Genomic DNA, 22,487 nt, shown 5'->3' with positions numbered 1-22,487 from the left:
TAACTTTCTGCGAGATCTTGCCGTCGCACCCCGTCGACATTAGCTCTGCCTCCATGATCGTGGATGTGATGACAGAAGACGACCGCTGGACGGACCTGGGCATTGCCCCCCTGGCCGAGGCGGCCGCGCGCGCGGCGTTGACGCACCTAGGGCTGGACCCCGAGGATTGGGAGGTATCGCTTCTTGCCTGCGACGACGCCCGGATTGCGGATCTGAACGCCGAATTCCGCGCCAAGCCGACGCCGACCAACGTGCTGTCCTGGCCGTCCGAGGAACGCGCGGCAGAGATCCCGGGCGACCGGCCGGACCTGCCGGAACCGGGGTTCGATCCCGAGCTTGGCGACATCGCCATCGCCTATGACACCTGTGCCCGCGAGGCCGAGGGCAACAAACCGCTGGCGGAACATGTGTCGCACCTGATCGTTCACGCAGTGTTGCATCTTCTCGGCTATGATCATGAAAATGACCCGGATGCGGCCCTGATGGAGGGGCTTGAGACGGAAATACTTGGCAAAATGGGTCTGCCAGACCCATATGAAGGGTGTTAGGGGCACTCCCCGGCACCCGACCGATTCGGAGCACCGATCGGAACGGCGCGTAATGGTAAGGATTGATGGGCGACATAAACGACGGGTCTTCTAACGCAGCGCAGGGCGCGCTGCCCGAGGGCAAGACGACACAGAAGGACGCGGATCAGGCCCCGAGGCGGGGATTCTGGGCGCGCCTGTTCGGCGGGGGCACCTCCCCTGCCTCAACCACGGCACCAGTGACACGGGCGGACGGAGCAATGCCGCGCCAGACCCACGGCATGATCAACCTGCGCCGCATGCGCGTGGAAGACGTGGCCGTACCGAAGGTCGAAATCGTGGCGGTGCCGATCTCGATCACCCGCGAGGACCTGGTGAAGGTGTTCCGCGACAGCGGCATGACCCGCCTGCCTGTCTACCAGGACACGCTGGACACGCCGGTCGGGATGATCCACCTCAAGGACTTTGCGCTGCGCCACGGGTTCAACGGCAAGCAGACGCGGTTTTCGCTGAAGGCGATGCTGCGGCCGCTGCTATTCGTGCCGCCGTCGATGCCGATCGGCGTGCTGCTGCAGAAGATGCAGACCGAACGTCGCCACATGGCGCTGGTGATCGACGAATACGGCGGGGTCGACGGGCTGGTCACGATCGAGGACCTGATCGAACAGGTCATCGGCCAGATCGAGGACGAACACGACGTCGAGGAAGGCAAGCTGTGGACCCGCGAGGCCGAGAACAGCTATGTCGCGTTGGCCAAGACGCCGCTGTCGGACTTCGCCTCGGAAACCGGGGTGGACCTGACCGAAGACGACAGTGTCGACGAAGAGGAAATCGACACGCTTGGCGGCCTGGTCTTCATGCTGTCGGGCCGCGTGCCTGCCCGGGGTGAGGTCGTACCGCACCCCGCCGGACACGAGTTCGAGGTCGTCGATGCCGACCCGCGCCGGATCAAGCGGCTGCGCGTGCGGTTGCGCCCCGAAGGCGCGCCCGCGATCCAACCCGAAGAGGACCAGCCCAGAGAGCTTGCCGCGCAATGACCGGACCGGGGGCGGCCCGATCCCTCTGGCCCGTGCCGGAGGGGCTGAAGCTGCGCCCGTCCATGGCCCTGTCGTTCCTGGCCGGGGGTCTGGCGGCGCTTGGGCAAGCCCCCTGGGCGCTGTGGCCTTTGACGGTGATCGGGATGGCGGTGGTCTTTGGCCTGACGCGCCCGGTGCCGCGCGCGCGGCATGTTGCGGCGATCTGGTGGGCGGCGGGAACGGGATACTTCGCCCTGTCGCTCAGCTGGATCGTTGAGCCGTTCCTTGTCGACGCCCCCCGGCACGGCTGGATGGCACCCTTTGCCCTTGTGCTCATGGCCGGGGGCATGGCGCTGTTCTGGGGGCTGGCGGGGCTGGTGGCCCGCTGGATCGCCCCCGGTCGCGGCAGCGGCTTTGCCTTTGCGACGATCCTGTCCCTGACCTTGGCGGGCGTGCTGCGCGGCTGGATCTTCACGGGCTTTCCCTGGGCCCTGCCCGGGCACGTTCTGATCACAACGCCGATACTGATGCTGGCGCAATGGACGGGTGCGATCGGGCTGACCCTTGTGGTGTCGGGGTTCGCGGTGGCGCTGGTGTTCGCCCTGTCACGCCCATGGGTCGGGGTGCCGGTCTGGACCGTGGCTGGGGCGGGCATCTACCTGCTGGGGCTGGCCATCACCCCCGCGGTTGCGCCAACCGACGGCCGCCCGGTCGTGCGACTGGTGCAACCCAATGTGCCGCAGGCGGACAAATGGGATCCGGCGTTGGCGCCGCAGCACTTCACCCGACTGCTTGATCTGACCCGCAGCCCGGGCGCGCCGGACCTGATCGTCTGGCCCGAAACCGCCATCCCCGCCTGGCTCGAGGATGTGATGCACCTGATGCCGGTGATCTCGGATGCGGGCGGGCAGGTGCCGCTGATCTTCGGGATCAACCGTGCGGGCGCGCAACGGATCTACAATTCGCTCGTGCTGCTCGGGTCCGACGCGGGCATCGCCGAGGTTTACGACAAGCATCACCTCGTGCCTTTCGGCGAATACACACCGCTTGGCGACCTGTTGGGGCGGGTTGGCATCCGGGGCCTGGCGCAGCGTGAGGGCAACGGGTTCTCGCCCGGTCCCGGTGCGCGGCTGATCGACATTCCCGGCGTCGGCGCCACCCTGCCGCTGATCTGTTACGAGGGGATCTTTCCCCGCGACCTGGCCGCCGCCCCGGCCCGGCCCGACCTTCTGATGCTGATCACCAACGACGCCTGGTTCGGCACGGTTTCGGGGCCTTATCAGCATCTGGCGCAGGCGCGGCTACGGTCGGTGGAACAGGGCCTGCCGATGGTGCGCGTGGCCAATACCGGTGTTTCGGCGGTGATCGACCCGGCCGGCCGCCTGAGCGGAGAGATGGCGCTTGGCATGCAGGGCGTGCGCGATGTGCCCCTGCCCCCGGCCCGCAATGCTACGCTCTATGCGCGCACCGGGGATTGGCCGCTGACGGCGCTTCTGGTCCTTGGCCTGGCCGGTCTTGCGGTGATCAATCGCAAAAAAGCCGCACAGATTGACGTTGACGCCCCACACGGCGGCGTCTAACCCGGTGGAACTGCTGCTCCAACGGCTTCCTGACGGAGTAGTCTACTTTCATCGGAGCACTTCTCATGACCCGCAAGAATTACATCTTCACCTCGGAATCCGTCTCCGAGGGGCACCCGGACAAAGTTTGTGACCGGATTTCCGACGCCGTCCTCGACGCCTTCCTGAGCGAAGAGCCGCAGGCCCGCGTCGCCTGCGAAACCTTCGCCACCACCAATCGCGTCGTCATCGGCGGCGAGGTTGGCCTGTCGGACCAGGACAAGCTGAAGGACTACATGGGCCGCATCGACGCCATCGCGCGCGAGTGCATCAAGGACATCGGCTACGAACAGGACAAGTTCCACCACGAAACGGTGGAAATCACCAACCTGCTGCACGAACAGTCCGCCCATATCGCGCAGGGTGTGGATGCCAAGGCCGACAAGGACGAAGGCGCCGGCGATCAGGGGATCATGTTCGGCTATGCCACGACCGAAACCGACGACCTGATGCCCGCACCGATCCAGTTTGCGCACAAGATCCTGCGCCGCCTGGCCGAGGTCCGCAAGGACGGCACCGAGCCGACGCTTGGGCCGGACGCGAAGTCCCAGGTGTCGCTGCGTTATGAAAACGGCCAGCCGGTCGAGGTCATGCAGCTGGTGCTGTCGACCCAGCACCATGACGAAACCCAGACCTCGGCTGACATCCGCGCCATCGTCGAACCCTATATCCGCGAAGTCATCCCCGGTGACTGGCTGACCGCGAACACCGAATGGTGGATCAACCCGACCGGCAAGTTCGTCATCGGCGGGCCGGACGGTGACGCGGGCCTGACCGGGCGCAAGATCATCGTCGACACCTACGGCGGCGCGGCCCCGCATGGCGGCGGCGCGTTTTCCGGCAAGGATCCGACCAAGGTCGACCGCTCGGCCGCCTATGCGGCGCGTTACCTGGCGAAGAACGTCGTGGCGGCGGGCATGGCCGAGAAATGCACGATCCAGCTGTCCTACGCGATCGGGATTTCCAAGCCGCTGTCGATCTATGCCGACACCTACGGCACCGGCAACGTCGACGAGGCCGAGATCGAGCGCGCCGTGGCCCGGGTCATGGATCTGACCCCGCGCGGCATCCGCGAACATCTTGAGCTGAACAAGCCGATCTACCAGCGCACCGCCGCCTACGGCCACTTTGGCCGCAAGCCCGAAGCGGACGGCGGGTTTTCCTGGGAAAAGACCGACCTGGTCGAGGCGCTGAAGAAAGCGATCTGACCAAGGCCCGAGCCTGACACGACAAACGCCCCCGCCCTTGTGCGGGGGCGTTTTCGTTCAGGCCTCAGCCGTTGATCGCGGCAAAGGCGGCGGCGTGACGCCCCTCGGCCTCGGCGCGGCGCTGGAATCCGACGCGGTCGACCAGAACCTCGTCCGGGATCCGGTCACGCGACAGGATCGCGATGACCTCATCGGTGAAGTCCTGCAACGGCAAGGCGGCGGCGACTTTGGACTGGCCCGGCGTCAGCTCTGTCGCGACCAGTGGCGGGGCGATCTCGTGCACGGCGACCGAGGTGTCGCGCAGCTGATGGCGCAACGACTGGCTCCAGGAATGGATTGCAGCCTTGGTCGCGGAATAGACCGGGTTCGCCGCCTTGGGCACGAAGGCCAGACCCGAGGACACCGTGATCAGCGCCGCCTGCGGCCGGGACCGCAGGTGCGGCAGGAAAGCCGCAGCCATGTGGATCGGGGCCGTCAGGTTGGTGGCGATGGTGCGATCGGCGACGTCGGTCGAAACCGGATCGGCGGTGTAATCCTCGGCCTCCATGATGCCTGCGTTCAGGATCAGCGTGTCCAGCTGCGGATGATCGGCCAGCACCTGCGCCGGGAAATCCGCCAGCGCGGCCGGATCGGTGACATCCAGCGCATAGCCCGCGAGGCCGGGGGTGTCCGCCAGCACGGCGGCCAGCCGGTCGGGGTTGCGGCCGGTGATCACCACCCGGTTGCCCAGGGCCAGCAGCGCGCGCGCCAGCGCCGCGCCGATGCCGGAATTGCCGCCGGTGATGAGGATCGTGCGATGTGTCATGGTCATGGGGTGTCCTTTCGTCGTGACTTTCCCCCAGATGTCGCCTTTGCTACCCATGGGAAAGAAGGCACCCAAAAGATTTATACTTACCCAAAAGAGAGTATGGACATGCCCGACCCTGACCTGAGACAGGAATTGCGCCAGATCGAAACCGATCCGGCGGTCGACCGGTTGGTCGAAGAGCTGATCGGCCGCGTCGCCGACAAGTGGACCATGCTGCTGATCGAGATCCTGACCGAAAACGCGTGCTGCCGCTTTGGCGAACTGTCCCGCGCCTGTCCGGGCATCAGCCAGAAGATGCTGACCCAGACCCTGCGCGCGATGGAACGGGACGGGCTGGTGTCGCGCAAGGTCTATCCGGTGGTGCCGCCGAAGGTGGAATACCGGCTGACCGACCTTGGCGCCGGGCTGAGCAAGGCGTTCTGCGGTGTCTGGATATGGGCCGAGGCGCATTACACCGACATCCAGGACGCCCGCGCCGCCTATGCCGCCCGGCAGGAGGGCTGACACGAAAAGGCCACCGGCATTGTGCCGATGGCCCGTCAAGGTGGGGTTGGCGCAGCTTATTCCGCAGGCACGGCCACGCGACGGCTGCCGACCGACAGGGTGCCGGGGCCGAAGGCGACGACCATCAGCATGCCACCGGCGATGGTGACGTTCTTCATGAAGCTGATGACTTCGCCCTGGGCGGCCATGCCCTCCATCCCGAAGGACGGGACGAGGTGGAACAGGAAGCCCGACACGATCGAGAAGCCGGCCAGAAGGAAGGCGGCGATCTGTGCCTGCCAGCCGACCAGCAGGGCGATGCCGCCGACAAGCTCGACCAGGATGACAAGCGGAAGAAGCGCACCGGGAACGCCCATCATCTCCATATAGCCCTGGGTACCGGCATAGCCGGTGATCTTCTGGAAGCCGGAGAGGATGAACATGAAGGAAAGAAGAACGCGGCCAAGCGGCGCGGCGTAGGCAAGAAGGTTGGTCATTGTGTCTGTCCTTGTGATGGGCCCTTGCGGGGGATGCAGGGAAGATGACATCGTTCGCGCTTGTGGCATATTCGGTGAAATTCGACATATTCTGTGCAGGAATGCGCAAGACGGCCCAAGCGTCCGGGATGGATCACGCAGAATTTTGGCCGGCCCGGCGCGATGTCTGTATACACCTACTCGATCCAAAGGAGTGCCCGATGCGATTTGCGATTGCCCTGATGACCGCCGCCGTCCTGGCCGCCCCCGTTGCCGCACAGATGCACGGCGGTGGACAACACGGTCATGGTCACGGGGCGGACGGGACGGGCCACGACATGGTCAACATGCCCGGACTGCGCGGAGAGAACGTCACAACGGACGAAAGCGCCGAGATGGCCATGCTGTTCCGGAACTTCACCCAGTTGGAGCGGCAGGTCGAACACCTGCCAAACGGCATTCGCACCACGACCCGGTCCGACGATCCAGAGGTCGCAGCGGCCCTGGTCAGCCACATCAGCGGCATGACCAGCCGGGTCATCGACAAGGACGACCCCAAGGTGTTCATCCAGAGCCCGACGCTGGATATCCTGTTCGCGCGCAGCGACCGGATCGACACCGACATCGCCGCGGTCGACGGCGGGCTGATGGTCACCCAGACCTCGGACGATCCAGAGGTCGTCGCGGCGCTGCAGACCCACGCGGACGAGGTGACCGACATGGCCAATCGTGGCATGGCGGCGGTGCACGAGCGCATGATGGCGCAGCAGAACTGACGGCTCTGGTTGATCCCCCGCCCTGCGGGCGCTAAGGGGACGCGCATGTCTGATCAGCATCCCTCTGGCGCCCCCTGGCGCAACTTCTATGGCCGGTTCAAGGGCAAGGGCCTGCGCAAGTCGCAGGAGGTCTACCTTGACGAAGACCTCGATGCGCTGTCGCCCGGTGCCGTCACTTGGGAGGCGAACCCGGATCGCACCCCGATCGACCTTGCGGCGCTATTCGGCGACAAGGACGTCTGGCTTGAAATCGGGTTCGGCGGCGGAGAGCACCTGGTGCATCAGGCCGCCCGGAACCCGCAGGTCGGCATCATCGGGGCCGAGCCCTATATCAACGGCGTCGCGATGCTTCTGGGCAAGATCCGCGAAGCCGGTGTCGACAACCTTGCGGTGCATCCCGGCGATGCGCGCGATCTGTTCGACGTGCTGCCGGACCAGTCGCTGTCGCGGGCGTTTCTACTGTATCCCGATCCCTGGCCAAAGAAACGGCATCACCGCCGCCGCTTCGTCACGCCCGAACACCTGGAGCCGCTGGCGCGCAAGCTGAAGCCCGGCGCGATCTTCCGCGTGGCGACCGACATCCCCGACTATGTCCGCCAGACGCTGGAACAGGTGCCACGGCAGGGGTTCGAGTGGCTGGCCGAGACACCTTCGGACTGGCGCGAGCCCTGGGACGACTGGATCTCGACCCGCTACGAACAAAAGGCGCTGCGCGAAGGGCGCACCCCGCATTACCTGACATTCCGCCGGATCTGACCGACGATTCGCACCCGTTTGAGGTCTGAAACCGGCCCGTCATTTCCCGCCGATGCGTGAAACTATTTCGCGCCGGCCCCGTGTCGGTGTCGCTGTCTTGCCGCACCGTCGCCACTTTTTCGCCCGAAATCATATCTTTGCCGCGCATGATTTGCAGTGCCAATCAAACCGCTTCGGCCGTTTCCATGCGCGAAAAAATGTGTCCCGCACTCAACCATAGCCAGCATGAATTTATGCGCCGACGATACAGCTATCGGGCCCCGTTGGCCTGACATTGTGTAACGAGTATTGAGGATACGCCCATGTTTGGCTTTAAAATCAAATTGTTCGATTCAGCGGCAAAGGTGTTCACGCCTCCTGCCCAGAAGGCCCCTCATCACGACGGGTCTGTCACGTCGGAAGACGGCTTCCTTGATGACCTGCTTGGCGATGGCGGCGCGGTCGATGCGCTGCTGACAGGCGATCACACGTCGGACGGGACCGAGACCGACGGGCTGGTGGACGACCTGGTTGCCGAGGGCGGACTGGTGGATGAGCTGGCCGGGGATGGCGGTGTGATCGACGCCACACTCACGGGCGATGACGAGGCCGACGGGACCCACAATGACGGACTGCTGGACGATCTGCTGGCCGAAGGCGGCACGGTGGACGAACTTCTGGGTGACGGCGGTACGGTCGACGACATCCTGACAGGCGACAACCACCCCGACGGGGATGCAAGCGAAACGGACGGCGCCGTCGACAATATCGCGGGCGACGACGGGATCCTCGACGAACTGCTGGGCCATGATGACTGGCAGGACGGAGGCGACGATTGCGACGACGGGCTGAGCGTGCACGCCAGCGTCAGTGTCCACGTCGGGGTCCAGATCGGTTCAGACCACGACAAGGACGCCATGCACGCCGGGCTGACGGAAGAAGACGGCCTGATCGATGACCTGGCGGGCGACGGCGGTGTTCTGGATCACCTGCTGACCGGCGATGACCACCCCGACGACACCGAGACCGACGGGCTGATTGACGATCTGGTGGCCGAAGGCGGCATCGTCGACGAACTGGCTGGCGACGGCGGTGTGATCGACACGATCCTGACCGGGGACGACATGGCCGACGGCACCGAAAACGACGGTCTGATCGACGATCTGCTGGCGGATGGCGGCACGGTGGACGAAATCGCCGGGGACGGCGGCACGCTCGATGACGTCCTCAATGGCGACAATACCCCGGACGAGACCGACACCACCTGGGCTGCTGTCGAACATCTGCTGGGCGGTGGCGGAACCGTGGACGAATTGTTCGGCGACGACTGTGGTTGTGACGGCGCAGGAGACGACGGTGTCGTCGATGACCTCCTGACCGGTTTTCTCTGATCCTTCCACGATCGCCAACGCATCCGGGCCTGCCGCCCCCAAGCAGGCCCGGGTATTTTTGCATGTCGGTCGGCGTGCTATCCTGCGCCGCATGACCGACCAGAAGACCCTACCCACGGATGTCGCGCCGATGTCCTTCCTTGCCTCGGTTCAGCCAGATCGCAGACGGCACCAGGGGCTTGCGCTGAAGGCAATGTTCGACCGCGTGACCGGATGGCAGGCGCGGATGTGGGGGCCTTCGATCCTGGGCTACGGCGCCTATGACTACACCTATGCCAGCGGTCGCAGCGGCACATGGCTGGCCACCGGGTTTTCGCCCCGCAAGGCGGCCCTGTCGGTCTACATCATGCCGGGCTACCAGGATTATGGCGCGATCCTTGACCGGCTGGGACCACACAAGATGGGGAAATCTTGCCTCTATATCACCCGGCTGGATGCGGTGGACATGGATGTGCTGGCCGAACTGATCCGCACTGGCATCGACGACCTGTCGCGGATCTGGCCGGTGCGGCCGACCTAGCCCTTCCGATGGACATTTCGGCGCGCATGTGACAAAGCGCCGGGGCATTCAGGAGCCCGCACATGACCGTCACCCGTTTCGCCCCCTCTCCGACCGGCTATATCCACGTCGGCAACCTGCGCACTGCGCTCTTCAATTTCCTGATCGCGCGCAAGCAGGGCGGCACCTTCATCCTGCGGATCGACGACACCGATCCCGAACGTTCCAAGGAAGAATACGTCGACGCGATCAAGCAGGATCTGGAATGGCTGGGCCTGACCTGGGACCGGGTCGAACGGCAGTCGGACCGGCTGGACCGCTATGCCGACGCCGCCGACAAGTACCGCGACATGGGCCGCTTCTACGAGGCCTTCGAGACGCCGACGGAACTGGACCTGAAGCGCAAGAAACAGCTGAACATGGGCAAGCCGCCGGTCTACGACCGCGCCGCCCTGGCGCTGTCGGACGACGACAAGGCCCGGCTGCGCACCGAACGCGGCGATGGCGTCTGGCGGTTCAAGCTGGACCAGGAACGGATCGAGTGGACCGACGGCATCCTGGGGGACCTGTCGATCGACGCGGCCTCGGTCTCGGACCCGGTGCTGATCCGCGCAGATGGTCAGGTTCTTTACACGCTGGCTTCCGTGGTCGATGACACCGACATGGGCGTGACCCATGTGGTGCGGGGCTCGGACCACGTGACGAACACCGCGACACAGATCCAGATGATCCACGCGCTTGGTGCCACGGCCCCGGCCTTTGCGCACCATTCCCTGCTGACCGGCCCGCAGGGCGAGGCGCTGTCGAAACGGCTCGGCACGCTGTCGATCCGCGACCTGCGCGCGCGGGGCATCGCGCCGATGGCGCTTTTGTCGCTGATGGCGCGCCTGGGGTCGTCGCAGCCGGTCGAACTGCGGTCGTCGATCGACGAGCTGATCGAAGGGTTCGACCTGTCGCAGTTCGGATCGGCCCCGACCAAGTTCGACGAAAACGACCTGCTGCCCCTGACCGCGCATGTGCTGCAGGGCACGGACTACGCGTCGGTCAAGGACCGCATCGCGGCCGCCGGCGTGCCGGATGACCTGGCTCAGGCCTTCTGGGCCGTCGTGCGCGACAATATCTCGGTGCTGGACGAGGTCGACGGCTGGTGGGCGCTGATGCGCGACGGGGCGGATCCGCTGGTCGACGACGAAGATGCCGACTTCATCCGCGCCGCCATGCCGATGCTGCCCGAAGAGGTCGACGGTGACACCTGGGGCCAGTGGACATCGGCGGTAAAGGACGCGACGGGGCGCAAGGGCAAGGGGCTGTTCATGCCGCTGCGCAAGGCCGTCACCGGGCGCACCAACGGGCCTGACATGGCCGCGCTGCTGCCGTTGCTTCAGGTGATCAAGGCGCGAACCTACTGACGCCTCGCGCCGCGTGACGGTGCGTGCCAGCACGCACCCTACGGGCGGTACGCTCCGGCGACGAAACGGGCCGCCTGCTTCCTCTGGTTTCAATATCCTCGGGGGTCCGGGGGCAGACAGCCCCCGGCGCGCTCCGCCAGCAGCCGACCCGAGGTCTGCGCAGCCTCAGAGGTTCTCCGGCTGCGGCATCCCCAGCACGTGGTATCCGCCGTCGACGCGCACGATCTCTCCGCTGGTGCAGGCGCCCGCGTCAGAGGCCAGGTAGACGGCCGTGCCGCCCACGGCCTCAAGCGTCGCGTTGGCGCGCATGGGCGCGTTCGCCTCGGTCTGGCGGAAGGTCTTGCGCGCGCCGGAAATCGCGGCGCCGGCCAGCGTCTTCATCGGACCCGGAGAGATCGCGTTGACGCGGATGCCGTCGGGGCCGAGGTCATTGGCAAGGTAGCGCACCGCGGATTCCAGTGCTGCCTTGGCCACGCCCATCACGTTGTAATAGGGGGTCACGCGGTTCGACCCCTGGTAGGTCAGGGTCAGGATCGTGCCGCCGTTGGTCATCAGCGGTGCCGCACGGCGGGCCACGTCGATCAGCGAATAGCACGAGATATCCAGCGAATTCTTGAAGTTGTCGCGGCTGGTGTTGATGAACCGGCCGCCCAGCTCGTCCTTGTTCGAAAAGGCGATGGCGTGGACCACGAAGTCGATGGTCGGCCATTTCGCGGCCAGGTCGGCAAAGCCCTTGTCCATCGCGGCGTCGTCAGTGACATCCATGTCGACCATCAGGTCGGACCCGATCGACTCGGCCAGGGGCTGCAGACGTTTTCCGAAGGCCTCGCCCTGGTAGCTGAAGGCCAGCTGCGCGCCGGCGGCCGCCATTTCCTTGGCGATGCCCCATGCGATAGAGCGTTCGTTCGCCACGCCCATGATCAGGCCGCGTTTGTTTTCAAGAGACAACATGGATTTCTCCCCTCCGGGCTGCCCTTCGATTTGGCCAATTCAGGCGATCACGTCAAGCCGCCGGTCCCCGTCGGGCCAGCCGGCCGGACGGCGTAGCGTTTGCGTCACAGGCATGCGATGTGCCGGGCCGACCATCGCCCCGGCACGCCAAGCTCAGGCCTGGTAGCGGCTGAGCAGCATGGAGCCGTTGGTGCCGCCGAACCCGAACGAGTTCGTCATGACCGTGTCCAGCCCGGCGTTTTCGACCAGCGATGTGGCGATTTCCTCGGGCTTCAGCTGCGGGTCGAGCGTTTCGACGTTGATCGACGGTGTGATGAAGTCGTCCTTCAGCATCAGCAGGCAGAAGATCGCCTCGAGCGCGCCGGCGGCGCCCTGCGCATGGCCCGTCATCGACTTGGTCGAACTGACCGGCGGCGTCTGGCCTTCGCCAAAGACGCGTCGGACTGCCTGGATCTCGCCCACGTCGCCCACGGGGGTCGAGGTGCCGTGCGCGTTGATATAGCTGACCTTGCGGCCCTCGGGCAGCGTGTCGAGCGCGAGGCGCATGGCGCGTTCGCCGCCCTCGCCCGAGGGGGCCACCATGTCATGCCCGTCCGAGGTCGCGGCATAGCCTGTCACCTCGGCATAGATCGTGGCACCGCGCGCCAGCGCGTGGTCCAGATCTTCCAGCACGACGATGCCGCCGCCGCCCGAGATGACAAAGCCGTCGCGGGTTTCGTCAAACGCACGCGAGGCCTTTTCGGGCGTGTCGTTGTACTTGGACGACATCGCACCCATGGCATCGAACAGGCACGACAGCGTCCAGTCCAGTTCTTCGCCGCCGCCCGCGAACATCACGTCCTGCTTGCCCAGCATGATCTGTTCCGCCGCGTTGCCGATGCAGTGCAGCGAGGTCGAGCAGGCCGAGGTGATCGAATAGTTGATGCCCTTGATCTTGAACGAGGTCGCGAGGTTCGCCGACACGGTCGAAGACATGCATTTGGGCACCGCAAAGGGCCCGATCCGCTTGGTCGCGCCGGTCGACAGCACCGTCTGGTGCGCGCTCAGCATGGCGCTGGTCGACGGCCCGCCCGACCCTGCGACAAGGCCGGTGCGCGGGTTGGAGACCTGATCTTCGGTCAGGCCCGCGTCGGCAATCGCCTGGGACATCGCGATGTAGGCATATGCTGCGCCGGGGCCCATGAACCGCAGCGTGCGCTTGTCGATATGTTCGGCCGGGTCGATCTTGAGCGTCCCGGCGATCTGGCTGCGAAAGCCATGCTCTGCCATTTCCGGCGAGGCGGTGATCCCCGACTTGCCCGCCTTGAGAGAGGCGGTGACCTCTTCGGCATTGTTCCCGATGCTGGAAACGATCCCCAGACCTGTGACGACGACGCGGCGCATGAACTCTCCCTCGGTGTGCTGGCGCTGTGTGTAGGACATGGGGGCGGTCGGGCGCAAGGAGGAGAGGCGGGAGACCGCAAATCCACTTGCCTCGTTCCCTCGATCGGCGCTTAGTCTGGGCACAACAGCCAGAAGCGCATCATGAAAAAATCAGACTTCGCCACCCTCGTCGCGGACACTGTGATCCCGCTTGATCCGACAGCCCGCATTCTTGATTATTACCGCAATCCGCCGGGCCGGGGCGTGTCGGCCGAAAGGCGTGCCATGGCCAATTGGCTCAACGGGCTGAGCGACGAGGACCGCGCGCGGATCGCATTCCTGATGGCCGATCAGCGGCAAGCGGCGGTGTTTTCCGTTCTGGCCTTCCTCGATGACGGCGAACAGTACCGCGATGGCGAGGTGGTCGGAGAGCTGCGGCTGGAGTACCACGACAAGGATGGCACGGTCACGCATCTGAACGATTTCAAGGGCGAGGATCTGCATGATCTGTTCAACGACGCCATCAAGGCGCGCAAGACCGCGGACGACTGAGGCTGGACGGCGCGGCAGACGTCCCTAGATTCATTGGCGGAGGCATCGCCATGCTGCACGAGAACCACAAGGATCTGGAGGCGCGCAAGCGGCTCAAGCTGCTGGAGCGGTTGCTGGGCGACGTGTCGAAGGACGCGCCGGACCTCTACTACCGCTCGACCAGCGAGATCGGGCAGACCCTGCTGCGGCACATCGAGGACACCGCGCGGCTGCACCCGGAGGAACGTGAGTTACTGAAGGGGCTGGATGCGCGGGATATCGCGATGATCCTCAGCCTGCACTGAGACCTGCGATCAGCCCGACACTTTCTTGACGAACTGCGATTTCAGCCCGATCGAGCCGACCCCGGGGATCTTGCAGTCGATATCGTGATCGCCCGGCACCAGCCGGATGTTGGTCACCTTGGTGCCGACCTTGACGACCTGCGACGTGCCCTTGAGCTTGAGATCCTTGATGACGGTGACGGTATCACCATCTGTCAGGACATTGCCGACGCTGTCGCGGATGACCTCATCATCCGCGGCCTCGGTCGCGGACCATTCGTGGCCGCATTCCGGACAGACCAGAAGCGCGTCCATCTGGTATGTGAAGGCCGAGGCGCAGTCGGGGCACGGTGGCAGGCTGTCGGTCATGGCCGGTCCCCCTGCCCCCGTCGTCGGCTCAGCTTTCGCTGAGCGCGACCTTCATGTCCTTGACGACATAGATCTCTTCGCCGTCGGCCTCGACCCGGCCGTCCGCGACGCCCATGGTCAGGCGGCGGGTCTGGATCGCCTTGGTGAAATCGACGAAGTAGGTCAGCTTCTTGCGGTCGGGACGGACCATGCCGGTCAGCTTGACCTCGCCCACGCCAAGCGCATAACCCCGCCCCTGCCAGCCGCGCCAGCCAAGGTTGAAGCCGGTCAGCTGCCACAACCCGTCAAGGCCAAGGCAGCCGGGCATGATCGGGTTGCCGGGGAAGTGGCAGTCAAAGAACCACAGGTCCGGGGTGATATCGAATTCGGCGCGGACATGGCCCTTGCCGTGCAGGCCGCCATCGCCCGAGATGTCGGTGATCCGGTCCATCATCAGCATCGGCGGCGCCGGAAGCTGCGCGTTGCCGGGGCCGAACAACTCCCCGCGCGCACATTTCAGAAGATCTTCCTTGTCGAAGCTGGTCGGATAGTCGGCCATGCAGTCGGACCCTTTCCCCTTGGTCTGAGCTTTGTTCCCTCTAGCACCCGGGTTGCGCGCCTTGCAAGGGCGCGGCGCGGCACGGCGGACACGGTCACGGGGCGCGTCGGGCTTCTTTCATTGAATATTTGTCCAGAGACGTAATATAGTGCCTGTCGTGCAAGGGATCGTAGCCAATGACCAATAGCGAAACCGGTGTCGCATGGCTGACGCGGGGCGGATTGCGCCCGACGCGGCAGCGTGCCCTTCTGGCCGACCTTCTGGTCGGGGATGGACAGCACCGTCATGTGACCGCCGAAAGCCTGTTCGAGGCCGCGCAGGGCAGTGGCCAGTCGGTGTCTCTGGCCACGGTCTACAACACGCTCAAGGCGTTCTGCGAAGCGGGCCTGATCCAGGAGATCACGGTGGACGGGTCGAAAAGCTATTTCGACACCAACATGCACGACCACCCGCATTTCTACTGGGAAGACACCGGCGACCTGACCGACGCCCCGGCTGAACAGCTGGAAATCGCGCGCCTGCCGGAACTTCCCGCCGGGGCCGAGCTTTCCAAGGTCGACGTCGTCATCCGCCTGCGTCGGCGGTAAAGCGGAAACCGAAAGATCCGCGCGCGCATGGCGGATCGCGGGTGCCGACCAGATCATGAGATAAGGGCCGCACGTCGCGGCCCTATCTTTTTCTGATCAGACGGACGCGGCCTTGCGTCGGCGGCGACGGACGACTGCGAATCCTCCGAACGCGGACAGCAGCATGGGCAGGGCCGCCGGGACCGGAACCGCGGGCGTCGGATCGACCACGTTGATGTTGATGCCGGTGCTGGCGACGGACACGGCGCCGGCGCCGGTGCCATCGTCGTAGAAGGCTTCAAATTCGATCCTATAGGATCCGGCGACGCTTGGATCGAAATTCGCGAGCGGCGGCATGAAGAAGGCGTCAGTCGTTTCGTTGAAGAATTCGTAATTCCACGAATTCTGGGCGACGGAGCTCTTGTTCAGCAAGTCGGCGTATCCCGTCGCGTCCGCAGCCACTGTTCCGTCACCATTGGCAGTAATCATATTTCCAAGGGCATGGTCGGCGTAGGATTGATTGATCGGATCGAAGTTGAAGAAATTGGTACCCGCGCCCGCGTCACCATCGATCCGCATTTGATAGGTCAGCGCGTTCAAGCTGGTATAGCCATTTGAAGGTTTAGTGAAATCAAGATCCGTACCGACGCTCCAATCGAAGCTCCAGACAGGTGTGGTCGGGCTACCGGCATCCCAGCCGAAACCGCCAGGTGCCGCCCCTGCATTGAACGTGTAGGTGTCCACGCCATCGTAATTGTACGTGGCGCTTGGAAGGTTGTTTTCGTCGAAGCGCAGCTTTGCACGCAACCCGAGTTCGAGCTTGACGACCGGACCAACAATATTGGGGCCGTCGTACGTTCCGGTGCCGACGGTGAACCCGCCGTTCGTGTTGCCGGAGCCGAAAATGATATTCGGCGATACGTTGGCAGCAAGGGCCGTGACTGGAACAAGCGTGGTCATGGCAAGTGCCGCTGACAACGACAGCATGAAATTTGATGACATCTTCTATTATCCTCGGGATGAATTCGGAATTTTTGCGGACATCGAACACAATGTAAAATACCCAAGCCGGACCGTATCGGTATTGTTGTTGAATTCAACCTTTGTGAACTGTCGGGACCGTAAGATTTTCCTTCACTTGGTCTGAGGGCGAGTCTTCCGAACCCGCCATCACGTCCGCCTGCGTCGGCGGTGATCCATCGCGCGCTCTGCGCACCTCCGAAATCGTCGGGCCGTATCCTTTCGTGGGGGCTGTACACCTCTTCGGCCGCTGCTAACGTGACGCAGGAGACTGCGATGCCGATCACCACCTGTATCTTCGACGCCTATGGCACCCTGTTCGACGTCAGCGCCGCCGCGCGTCAGGCCGCCGATGAACCGGGAATGGAGGCGCTGTCGGATATCTGGCCCGCGCTGGCCGAGGACTGGCGGCGCAAGCAGCTGGAATATTCCTGGCTTCGGGCCGTGACGGGCGCGCACACGAATTTCTGGCAGGTCACACAGGACGGGCTGGATTGGGCGATGGAGCATCACGGGCTGTCCGGGGCGAAACTGCGCGACCGACTGCTGCAACTTTATCGTGACCTGGCCGCCTATCCCGAAGTGCCCGACATGCTGACGCGGCTGAAGGAACGCGGGCTGGCGACCGGGATCCTGTCAAACGGATCGCCCGAGATGCTGGCCGATGCCGTCCGTTCGGCCGGGATCGGCGGGCTGCTGGACGATGTGCTGACGGTGGAAAGCGTCGGTGTCTTCAAACCGGCGCGGGCGGTCTATGATCTGGTCGGCGCGCGGTTCGGCTGTGGGGCCGACGCGGTGCTGTTCGTGTCCTCCAACGGCTGGGATGCGGCCTCGGCCGCGTCCTACGGGTTCACCACGGCCTGGGTGAACCGGCGCGGTGATCCTGTGGACCGCCTGCCCGGTCGCCCGCATCACGAGGTCGCCGACCTGACCCATATTCCCGATCTGAAGGTATTCTGAGTGCCCCACTTCCCTGCCGCCGATGGCACCCGCATCCATTACACCGACACGGGCGAGGGGATCCCCTTGCTGTGTCTGTCGGGACTGACGCGCAATGGGCGGGATTTCGACTTCGTGGCGCCGCACCTGGCCGACATGCGCTTGATATGCATGGATTACCGCGGGCGCGGTCAATCGGATTGGGCGGATTTCAAGACCTATGACGTGGGCGTCGAGGCGCAGGATGTGCTGGCTCTTCTGGATCACCTCGGACTGGACCGGGTGGCGGTGCTGGGCACCTCGCGCGGGGGGCTGATCGCCATGGTTCTGGCGGCATTGGCGAAGGACCGGCTGATCGGTATCGCCCTGAACGATGTCGGCCCGGTGATCGAACCGGCGGGGCTGGCAGCGATCCAGGGGTACCTGGGCCAGAACCCCGGCTTTGCCACGCTGAAGGATGCCGCCGACGCGCGGACGGCCGACACCAGCCAGTTCAGGGGCGTATCCGCGGAGCGTTGGATCAGATTCCTGGGGCATGTCTACGACGAGACGCCCGAGGGGCTGAAGATCAACTACGACCCCGGGCTTTATGACGCGGTGGCGCCCGCCTTCGATGCCGAACCCGCCGATGCCTGGCCGCTGTTCGACGGGCTGGCCGGGCTACCGCTGGCGATCATCCACGGCGCGAATTCGGACCTTCTAAGCCGCGCGACGGTCGAGGAGATGTCCCAACGTCACCCCGGCGCGGTGGTGGCCCATGTGCCCGACCGGGGGCATATCCCGTTTCTTGACGAACCCGAAGCCCTGGCCGCGCTGGCCGCCTGGAAAGGACAACTTGCATGAATATCGAGATGATCGAGGCCGCTGCGGGGCGGCTCTCCGGCCATCTGCGGCGCACGCCGCTTCTCACCTCTCCCTTCCTGGACGAGATCGCGGGGCGCCGCGTGTTTCTCAAACCGGAATGCCTGCAACACACCGGCAGCTTCAAGGCGCGCGGTGCCTGGTCGGCGATTTCCGCGATGGATCCCGAGGTGCGCAAGGCGGGCGTCATGGCCTATTCATCCGGCAACCACGCGCAGGGCGTGGCCTGGGCGGCGGCGCAGCATGGCGCGCCGGCCGTCATCCTCATGCCCGCCGATGCGCCCGAGCTGAAGCGCGAGAACACCAAGGCGCTTGGGGCGCGGGTGGTGCTCTATGACCGCGAAACCGAAAGCCGCGAGGAAAAGGGCAAGGCGCTGGCCGAAGAGCTGGGGCTGACGCTGGTGCGTCCCTACGACGAACCGCTGGTGATCGCCGGGCAGGGCACCGTGGGACTGGAAATTGCCGAACAGGCGGCCGAGGCCGGGGTAAACACCGCCGACGTGCTGGTCTGTTGCGGCGGGGGCGGCCTGACCTCGGGCATCGCGCTGGCGCTTGAGGCGAAGGCGCCGGGATTGCGCGCGCGTCCGGTCGAACCGGCCGGGTTCGACGATGCGACGCGGTCGCTGTCGGGCGGCGTGGTCGTGCGCAACGACCGCATGGGCGGGTCGATCTGCGACGCCATCGTGACGCCGGAACCCGGAGAGCTGACCTTTCCGATCATGAAACGCCTCTGTGGGCCGGGGCTGGTCGTGACGGATGACGAGTCGCTCTATGCCATGGCGCAGGCCTTCCTGCGGCTCAAGCTGGTGGCGGAACCCGGCGGGGCCGTCGCGCTGGCCGCCGCCCTTCTGCGCCGCGACGAGATCGAGGGCGATGCCGTGATCGCGGTCGTCTCGGGGGGCAACGTGGATCCGATGATGTTCAGCCGGTCGCTGATCACCCACGCCGGACCGGCCTGATCCCGCGTCGCGGCGCTGCAGTGCCGCGACGAATATAATTGACATCGACAACTATTTTGAGTCACATCCGTCCTGCGAACAGGGAGGATGTGATGCGCACACAGGTCGTCATCATTGGCGGCGGGCCGTCGGGCCTGCTGTTGGCTCAGCTACTTATGAAATCCGGGATCGAGTCGGTCGTCCTTGAACGGAAGACCAAGGACTACGTTCTGGCCCGCATCCGGGCGGGCATCCTTGAACAGGGCATGATCGGGCTGCTGCGCGAGGCTGGCGTATCGGACCGCATGGAGGCCGAAGGTTATGTCCATGACGGCACGCTGATCGCGGCCGAGAACGCGACCTTCCGGATCGATTTCAAGAAACACACCGGCACGACCGTCATGGTCTATGGCCAGACCGAGGTGACCCGCGACCTTTACGAGGCGCGCGAGAAGGCGGGTGGCAAGATCGTCTACGAGGTCGAGGGCGTCACGATCCACGATGCCAAGACCGACGCGCCTTATGTCACCTACACGGTCGGCGGACAGGACCAGCGGATCGACTGCGATTATATCGCCGGATGCGACGGGTTTCACGGTGTCAGCCGCAAGACGATCCCGGACGGCGTGCGGCGCGAATTCGAAAAGGTCTATCCCTTCGGCTGGCTCGGCATCCTGTCGGAAACCCCGCCGGTCGACGACGAGCTGATCTATGCCTCTTCGCCCGAGGGGTTTGCGCTGTGTTCGATGCGCAATGCCAACCTGTCGCGCTATTACGTGCAGTGCCCGCTGACCGACAAGCCCGAGGACTGGTCGGACGCCGCCTTCTGGGAAGCCCTCAAGCGGCGCATCCCGGAAGAGGCCGCCGACAAGCTGATCACCGGCCCCTCGATCGAGAAATCGATCGCGCCGCTCAGGTCCTTCGTGACCGAACCGATGCAGTGGGGGCGGCTGTTCCTGTGCGGGGATGCGGCGCATATCGTGCCGCCGACCGGGGCCAAGGGCCTGAACACGGCTGCATCCGACATCCATTACCTCTATCATGCGCTGAGGGATCATTATCTCGACGGGTCGGATGAGGGGATCGATCAGTATTCGGCCAAGGCCCTTGCCCGGGTCTGGAAGGCCGAGCGGTTCAGCTGGTGGATGACCAGCCTGCTGCATCACTTCCCCGACCAGTCGGATTTCGATCTCAGGATGCAACAGGCCGACATCGCCTTCCTGCGGGACAACGAGGCCGCGCAGAAGGCCATGGCCGAGAATTACGTGGGGCTGCCTTACTGATGCTGATTGCCGATCTAGACGGGTTCCGGGTCAACTACCGGATCGATGGCGACCCAAGCGGCGCGCCGGTGGTCTTTGCCAATTCGCTCGGCACCGACCTGCGTCTGTGGGACAAGGTGCTGCCACTGCTGCCGCAGGGCCTGAAATACATCCGCTACGACAAGCGCGGCCATGGGCTGAGCGATGCGACGGCCCAGCCCTACACCATGGGCGGGCTGGTGAAGGATGCCGAAGCCCTGCTGGATCACCTCGGCGTCCGGGATGCGCTGTTCGTCGGGCTGTCGATCGGCGGCATGATCGGCCAGGGACTGGCGGTCAAGCGGATGGACCTGGTGCGGGCGCTGGTGATCTCGAATTCGGCCGCCAAGATCGGCGTGCCCTCGATGTGGCAGGACCGGATCGACGCGGTGAACCGCGATGGCATCGAAAGCCTGGCAGACGCGGTGATGGAACGCTGGTTCGGCCGCGCCTTCCGCGACACCGACGAACTGGCTGCCTGGCGCAACATGCTGATCCGCCAGACAATCGACGGCTATGCGGGCTGTTCGGCGGCGATCTCGGGCACGGATTTCTACACGCCGACCTCGGGCCTGCGCCTGCCGGTTCTGGGCATCGCCGGATCCGAGGACGGATCGACCCCGCCCGACCTGGTGCGCGAAACCATCGATCTTGTGCCCGGCTCGAAGTTCGAGCTGATCCGCGGTGCGGGCCACCTGCCCTGCGTCGAGAAACCCGAAGACTACGCCCGCATTCTGTCAGATTTCATCAAGGAGGTGGGTCATGGCTGACCGCCGCCCCGCAGGGGAAGCCACCCGCCGCGCCGTTCTGGGCGAGGCGCATGTCAACAAGTCGCAAGGCACGTCGGATCCGTTCAACGCCGGGTTCATCGACCTGATCACCGAAGGGGCCTGGGGCACCGTCTGGTCGTCGGATGCGATCACCAAACGCGAACGGTCGATGCTGACGCTGGCTTTGTTGGCGGGCCTTGGCAACTTCGAGGAATTCGAACTGCACCTGCGCGCCACCGTGAACACCGCGGCCACCAAGGACGACATCCGCGAGGTGCTGCACCACGTCGCGATCTATGCCGGGGTGCCGCGCGCCAATCACGCGTTCAAACTGGCGCGCGAGATCTACGCCGAACTTGAGGAGACAGGCGATGAGTGATCACAACGACCTTGGCCCGCTGATCCCGCGCAACCGCGCGGTGCACCCGCCCGCCTATGACATCGACTACAAGACGTCCGTTCCGCGCAGCCCGCGCTGGTCGCTGCTGTCGCTTGACTCCGGCCCTTCCGAGGAAACCGGCCCCACCTTCGGCCACGATGTGCTGGGCGAATGGGACAACAACCTGATCATGAACTGGACGCGCGGCAAGGCACCGGCGGTCGGGGAACGCATCCTCGTGCATGGCCGGGTGCTGGACGAAAACGCGCGGCCCGTGCCGAACGCGCTGGTCGAGATCTGGCAGGCGAATGCCGGCGGACGCTATCGGCACAAGAAGGACACCTACTTTGCCCCGCTCGATCCCAACTTCGGCGGCTGCGGCCGGACGATCACCGACGAGAACGGGTTCTATGAATTCCTGACGATCCGCCCCGGCGCCTATCCCTGGCCCAACCGGGGCAACGACTGGCGGCCGATGCACATCCACTTCTCGATCTTCGGGCATTCGTTCGGCCAACGCCTGATCAGCCAGATGTATTTCGAAGGCGATCCGCTGATCTACCGCTGCCCGATCGCGGCGACGGTTAAGGATCGCAGCCAGCTGGACACGCTGGTCGCGCCCCTGGACATGGCCAAGGCCCGGCCGATGGATTTCCTGGCCTACAAGTTCGACATCGTGCTGCGCGGCCGCCGCCAGACCATGTTCGAAAACAAGCTCGAGGGGATGTGAG

The 22,487-nt window shown here is 64.9% G+C and carries 27 protein-coding genes and 1 riboswitch; of the genes, 20 read left to right on the top strand and 7 right to left on the bottom strand.

Features of this window, described 5'->3' with window-relative positions; all coding sequences use genetic code 11:
• Positions 1-53: 53 nt before the first annotated feature.
• The 4 genes from ybeY (at position 54) to metK (ending at position 4,370) form a co-directional block, all read left to right on the top strand.
• Positions 54-548 carry an rRNA maturation RNase YbeY gene (gene ybeY, locus E4S58_RS01265; protein ID WP_136634513.1) on the top strand — a complete coding sequence of 165 codons (495 nt, stop codon included), beginning with the start codon at positions 54-56 and terminating at the stop codon, positions 546-548.
• 65 nt (positions 549-613) lie between these two features.
• Positions 614-1,564 carry a hemolysin family protein gene (locus E4S58_RS01260; protein WP_136634512.1) on the top strand — a complete coding sequence of 317 codons (951 nt, stop codon included), beginning with the start codon at positions 614-616 and terminating at the stop codon, positions 1,562-1,564.
• The gene (gene lnt, locus E4S58_RS01255; RefSeq protein ID WP_136634511.1) at positions 1,561-3,123 is read left to right on the top strand and encodes an apolipoprotein N-acyltransferase; all 1,563 of its coding nucleotides are present in this window, start codon (positions 1,561-1,563) and stop codon (positions 3,121-3,123) included. Before E4S58_RS01260 ends, lnt begins: the two co-directional genes overlap by 4 nt.
• A gap of 10 nt (positions 3,124-3,133) precedes the next feature.
• Positions 3,134-3,182, top strand: a riboswitch (SAM-SAH riboswitch).
• 6 nt (positions 3,183-3,188) lie between these two features.
• A complete protein-coding gene (gene metK / locus E4S58_RS01250) occupies positions 3,189-4,370 on the top strand; it encodes a methionine adenosyltransferase (protein ID WP_136634510.1) in 1,182 nt (393 codons plus the stop codon).
• A gap of 64 nt (positions 4,371-4,434) precedes the next feature.
• Here metK and E4S58_RS01245 read toward each other — a convergent pair whose 3' ends face one another.
• Positions 4,435-5,181: an SDR family oxidoreductase gene (locus tag E4S58_RS01245; RefSeq protein ID WP_136634509.1), complete on the bottom strand. Its 747-nt coding sequence runs from the start codon at positions 5,179-5,181 to the stop codon at positions 4,435-4,437.
• Positions 5,182-5,283: 102 nt separating this feature from the next.
• On the opposite strand from E4S58_RS01245, the gene E4S58_RS01240 reads away from it, so the two are divergent.
• Positions 5,284-5,682 carry a winged helix-turn-helix transcriptional regulator gene (locus E4S58_RS01240; RefSeq protein WP_169052570.1) on the top strand — a complete coding sequence of 133 codons (399 nt, stop codon included), beginning with the start codon at positions 5,284-5,286 and terminating at the stop codon, positions 5,680-5,682.
• A 56-nt stretch (positions 5,683-5,738) separates the two neighbouring features.
• Here the strand turns inward: E4S58_RS01240 and E4S58_RS01235 are convergent, their stop codons facing one another.
• Positions 5,739-6,158 carry a DoxX family protein gene (locus tag E4S58_RS01235; RefSeq protein ID WP_136634507.1) on the bottom strand — a complete coding sequence of 140 codons (420 nt, stop codon included), beginning with the start codon at positions 6,156-6,158 and terminating at the stop codon, positions 5,739-5,741.
• Positions 6,159-6,358: 200 nt separating this feature from the next.
• Here E4S58_RS01235 and E4S58_RS01230 point away from each other — a divergent pair, with 200 nt between their 5' ends.
• From E4S58_RS01230 to gltX, 5 genes are all read left to right on the top strand, one after another.
• Complete coding sequence (locus tag E4S58_RS01230; RefSeq protein ID WP_240789427.1) at positions 6,359-6,913, top strand: hypothetical protein; 555 nt, start codon at positions 6,359-6,361, stop codon at positions 6,911-6,913.
• 45 nt (positions 6,914-6,958) lie between these two features.
• Positions 6,959-7,669: a tRNA (guanosine(46)-N7)-methyltransferase TrmB gene (trmB, locus tag E4S58_RS01225; protein ID WP_136634506.1), complete on the top strand. Its 711-nt coding sequence runs from the start codon at positions 6,959-6,961 to the stop codon at positions 7,667-7,669.
• Positions 7,670-7,971: 302 nt separating this feature from the next.
• Complete coding sequence (locus tag E4S58_RS01220; RefSeq protein WP_169052569.1) at positions 7,972-9,039, top strand: hypothetical protein; 1,068 nt, start codon at positions 7,972-7,974, stop codon at positions 9,037-9,039.
• A 91-nt stretch (positions 9,040-9,130) separates the two neighbouring features.
• Positions 9,131-9,559, top strand: coding sequence for a DUF1801 domain-containing protein (locus E4S58_RS01215; RefSeq protein ID WP_136634504.1), 429 nt, complete (start codon positions 9,131-9,133; stop codon positions 9,557-9,559).
• Positions 9,560-9,621: 62 nt separating this feature from the next.
• The gene (gene gltX / locus E4S58_RS01210; protein WP_136634503.1) at positions 9,622-10,947 is read left to right on the top strand and encodes a glutamate--tRNA ligase; all 1,326 of its coding nucleotides are present in this window, start codon (positions 9,622-9,624) and stop codon (positions 10,945-10,947) included.
• Between the two features lie 165 nt (positions 10,948-11,112).
• On the opposite strand, the gene E4S58_RS01205 is transcribed toward gltX, so the two are convergent.
• Positions 11,113-11,898, bottom strand: a complete 786-nt coding sequence (locus tag E4S58_RS01205) for an enoyl-ACP reductase FabI (protein WP_136634502.1) — start codon at positions 11,896-11,898, stop codon at positions 11,113-11,115.
• Positions 11,899-12,051: 153 nt separating this feature from the next.
• A complete protein-coding gene (fabB, locus tag E4S58_RS01200; protein WP_136635776.1) occupies positions 12,052-13,281 on the bottom strand; it encodes a beta-ketoacyl-ACP synthase I in 1,230 nt (409 codons plus the stop codon).
• 141 nt (positions 13,282-13,422) lie between these two features.
• On the opposite strand from fabB, the gene E4S58_RS01195 reads away from it, so the two are divergent.
• Complete coding sequence (locus E4S58_RS01195; protein ID WP_136634501.1) at positions 13,423-13,812, top strand: hypothetical protein; 390 nt, start codon at positions 13,423-13,425, stop codon at positions 13,810-13,812.
• A 50-nt stretch (positions 13,813-13,862) separates the two neighbouring features.
• The gene (locus E4S58_RS01190) at positions 13,863-14,096 is read left to right on the top strand and encodes a hypothetical protein (protein ID WP_136634500.1); all 234 of its coding nucleotides are present in this window, start codon (positions 13,863-13,865) and stop codon (positions 14,094-14,096) included.
• A 9-nt stretch (positions 14,097-14,105) separates the two neighbouring features.
• On the opposite strand, the gene E4S58_RS01185 is transcribed toward E4S58_RS01190, so the two are convergent.
• Positions 14,106-14,444 (bottom strand): zinc ribbon domain-containing protein YjdM, encoded by a 339-nt coding sequence (locus E4S58_RS01185; protein ID WP_136634499.1) that lies wholly within the window; start codon positions 14,442-14,444, stop codon positions 14,106-14,108.
• A 28-nt stretch (positions 14,445-14,472) separates the two neighbouring features.
• On the bottom strand, positions 14,473-14,982 hold the full coding sequence (gene fabA, locus E4S58_RS01180; protein ID WP_136634498.1) for a bifunctional 3-hydroxydecanoyl-ACP dehydratase/trans-2-decenoyl-ACP isomerase: 510 nt from the start codon (positions 14,980-14,982) through the stop codon (positions 14,473-14,475).
• 176 nt (positions 14,983-15,158) lie between these two features.
• Here fabA and irr point away from each other — a divergent pair, with 176 nt between their 5' ends.
• Entirely contained in the window at positions 15,159-15,569 is a 411-nt protein-coding gene (gene irr / locus E4S58_RS01175; protein WP_136634497.1) for a Fur family transcriptional regulator Irr, read from the top strand.
• Between the two features lie 96 nt (positions 15,570-15,665).
• Here irr and E4S58_RS01170 read toward each other — a convergent pair whose 3' ends face one another.
• Entirely contained in the window at positions 15,666-16,550 is an 885-nt protein-coding gene (locus E4S58_RS01170) for a VPLPA-CTERM sorting domain-containing protein (protein WP_136634496.1), read from the bottom strand.
• A gap of 294 nt (positions 16,551-16,844) precedes the next feature.
• Here E4S58_RS01170 and E4S58_RS01165 point away from each other — a divergent pair, with 294 nt between their 5' ends.
• From E4S58_RS01165 to pcaH, 7 genes are all read left to right on the top strand, one after another.
• The gene (locus E4S58_RS01165; RefSeq protein ID WP_136634495.1) at positions 16,845-17,528 is read left to right on the top strand and encodes a haloacid dehalogenase type II; all 684 of its coding nucleotides are present in this window, start codon (positions 16,845-16,847) and stop codon (positions 17,526-17,528) included.
• Positions 17,529-18,350 (top strand): alpha/beta fold hydrolase, encoded by an 822-nt coding sequence (locus tag E4S58_RS01160; RefSeq protein WP_136634494.1) that lies wholly within the window; start codon positions 17,529-17,531, stop codon positions 18,348-18,350.
• Complete coding sequence (locus E4S58_RS01155) at positions 18,347-19,327, top strand: threonine ammonia-lyase (protein WP_136634493.1); 981 nt, start codon at positions 18,347-18,349, stop codon at positions 19,325-19,327. The genes E4S58_RS01160 and E4S58_RS01155 overlap by 4 nt, the downstream gene beginning before the upstream one ends.
• A 92-nt stretch (positions 19,328-19,419) precedes the next feature.
• Positions 19,420-20,589, top strand: a complete 1,170-nt coding sequence (gene pobA, locus E4S58_RS01150) for a 4-hydroxybenzoate 3-monooxygenase (protein ID WP_136634492.1) — start codon at positions 19,420-19,422, stop codon at positions 20,587-20,589.
• Positions 20,589-21,377, top strand: coding sequence for a 3-oxoadipate enol-lactonase (gene pcaD / locus E4S58_RS01145; protein WP_136634491.1), 789 nt, complete (start codon positions 20,589-20,591; stop codon positions 21,375-21,377). Before pobA ends, pcaD begins: the two co-directional genes overlap by 1 nt.
• The gene (pcaC, locus tag E4S58_RS01140; RefSeq protein ID WP_136634490.1) at positions 21,370-21,756 is read left to right on the top strand and encodes a 4-carboxymuconolactone decarboxylase; all 387 of its coding nucleotides are present in this window, start codon (positions 21,370-21,372) and stop codon (positions 21,754-21,756) included. The genes pcaD and pcaC overlap by 8 nt, the downstream gene beginning before the upstream one ends.
• Positions 21,749-22,486 (top strand): protocatechuate 3,4-dioxygenase subunit beta, encoded by a 738-nt coding sequence (pcaH, locus tag E4S58_RS01135; protein ID WP_136634489.1) that lies wholly within the window; start codon positions 21,749-21,751, stop codon positions 22,484-22,486. The genes pcaC and pcaH overlap by 8 nt, the downstream gene beginning before the upstream one ends.
• The last annotated feature ends 1 nt before the right edge of the window (position 22,487 follow it).

Origin of the sequence: Pseudooceanicola onchidii (genome assembly GCF_004959925.1) — a bacterium.
In the GTDB taxonomy this organism is placed as follows: Bacteria; Pseudomonadota; Alphaproteobacteria; order Rhodobacterales; family Rhodobacteraceae; genus Pseudooceanicola; species Pseudooceanicola onchidii.
This window is presented reverse-complemented; position numbering and strand designations above follow the sequence as displayed.

Coding starts and splice junctions, on each gene's coding strand:
- ybeY (WP_136634513.1), top strand. CDS start 54: ATGATCGTGGATGTGATGACAGAAGACGACCGCTGGACGGACCTGGGC.
- E4S58_RS01260 (WP_136634512.1), top strand. CDS start 614: ATGGGCGACATAAACGACGGGTCTTCTAACGCAGCGCAGGGCGCGCTG.
- lnt (WP_136634511.1), top strand. CDS start 1,561: ATGACCGGACCGGGGGCGGCCCGATCCCTCTGGCCCGTGCCGGAGGGG.
- metK (WP_136634510.1), top strand. CDS start 3,189: ATGACCCGCAAGAATTACATCTTCACCTCGGAATCCGTCTCCGAGGGG.
- E4S58_RS01245 (WP_136634509.1), bottom strand. CDS start 5,181: ATGACCATGACACATCGCACGATCCTCATCACCGGCGGCAATTCCGGC.
- E4S58_RS01240 (WP_169052570.1), top strand. CDS start 5,284: ATGCCCGACCCTGACCTGAGACAGGAATTGCGCCAGATCGAAACCGAT.
- E4S58_RS01235 (WP_136634507.1), bottom strand. CDS start 6,158: ATGACCAACCTTCTTGCCTACGCCGCGCCGCTTGGCCGCGTTCTTCTT.
- E4S58_RS01230 (WP_240789427.1), top strand. CDS start 6,359: ATGCGATTTGCGATTGCCCTGATGACCGCCGCCGTCCTGGCCGCCCCC.
- trmB (WP_136634506.1), top strand. CDS start 6,959: ATGTCTGATCAGCATCCCTCTGGCGCCCCCTGGCGCAACTTCTATGGC.
- E4S58_RS01220 (WP_169052569.1), top strand. CDS start 7,972: ATGTTTGGCTTTAAAATCAAATTGTTCGATTCAGCGGCAAAGGTGTTC.
- E4S58_RS01215 (WP_136634504.1), top strand. CDS start 9,131: ATGACCGACCAGAAGACCCTACCCACGGATGTCGCGCCGATGTCCTTC.
- gltX (WP_136634503.1), top strand. CDS start 9,622: ATGACCGTCACCCGTTTCGCCCCCTCTCCGACCGGCTATATCCACGTC.
- E4S58_RS01205 (WP_136634502.1), bottom strand. CDS start 11,898: ATGTTGTCTCTTGAAAACAAACGCGGCCTGATCATGGGCGTGGCGAAC.
- fabB (WP_136635776.1), bottom strand. CDS start 13,281: ATGCGCCGCGTCGTCGTCACAGGTCTGGGGATCGTTTCCAGCATCGGG.
- E4S58_RS01195 (WP_136634501.1), top strand. CDS start 13,423: ATGAAAAAATCAGACTTCGCCACCCTCGTCGCGGACACTGTGATCCCG.
- E4S58_RS01190 (WP_136634500.1), top strand. CDS start 13,863: ATGCTGCACGAGAACCACAAGGATCTGGAGGCGCGCAAGCGGCTCAAG.
- E4S58_RS01185 (WP_136634499.1), bottom strand. CDS start 14,444: ATGACCGACAGCCTGCCACCGTGCCCCGACTGCGCCTCGGCCTTCACA.
- fabA (WP_136634498.1), bottom strand. CDS start 14,982: ATGGCCGACTATCCGACCAGCTTCGACAAGGAAGATCTTCTGAAATGT.
- irr (WP_136634497.1), top strand. CDS start 15,159: ATGACCAATAGCGAAACCGGTGTCGCATGGCTGACGCGGGGCGGATTG.
- E4S58_RS01170 (WP_136634496.1), bottom strand. CDS start 16,550: ATGTCATCAAATTTCATGCTGTCGTTGTCAGCGGCACTTGCCATGACC.
- E4S58_RS01165 (WP_136634495.1), top strand. CDS start 16,845: ATGCCGATCACCACCTGTATCTTCGACGCCTATGGCACCCTGTTCGAC.
- E4S58_RS01155 (WP_136634493.1), top strand. CDS start 18,347: ATGAATATCGAGATGATCGAGGCCGCTGCGGGGCGGCTCTCCGGCCAT.
- pobA (WP_136634492.1), top strand. CDS start 19,420: ATGCGCACACAGGTCGTCATCATTGGCGGCGGGCCGTCGGGCCTGCTG.
- pcaD (WP_136634491.1), top strand. CDS start 20,589: ATGCTGATTGCCGATCTAGACGGGTTCCGGGTCAACTACCGGATCGAT.
- pcaC (WP_136634490.1), top strand. CDS start 21,370: ATGGCTGACCGCCGCCCCGCAGGGGAAGCCACCCGCCGCGCCGTTCTG.
- pcaH (WP_136634489.1), top strand. CDS start 21,749: ATGAGTGATCACAACGACCTTGGCCCGCTGATCCCGCGCAACCGCGCG.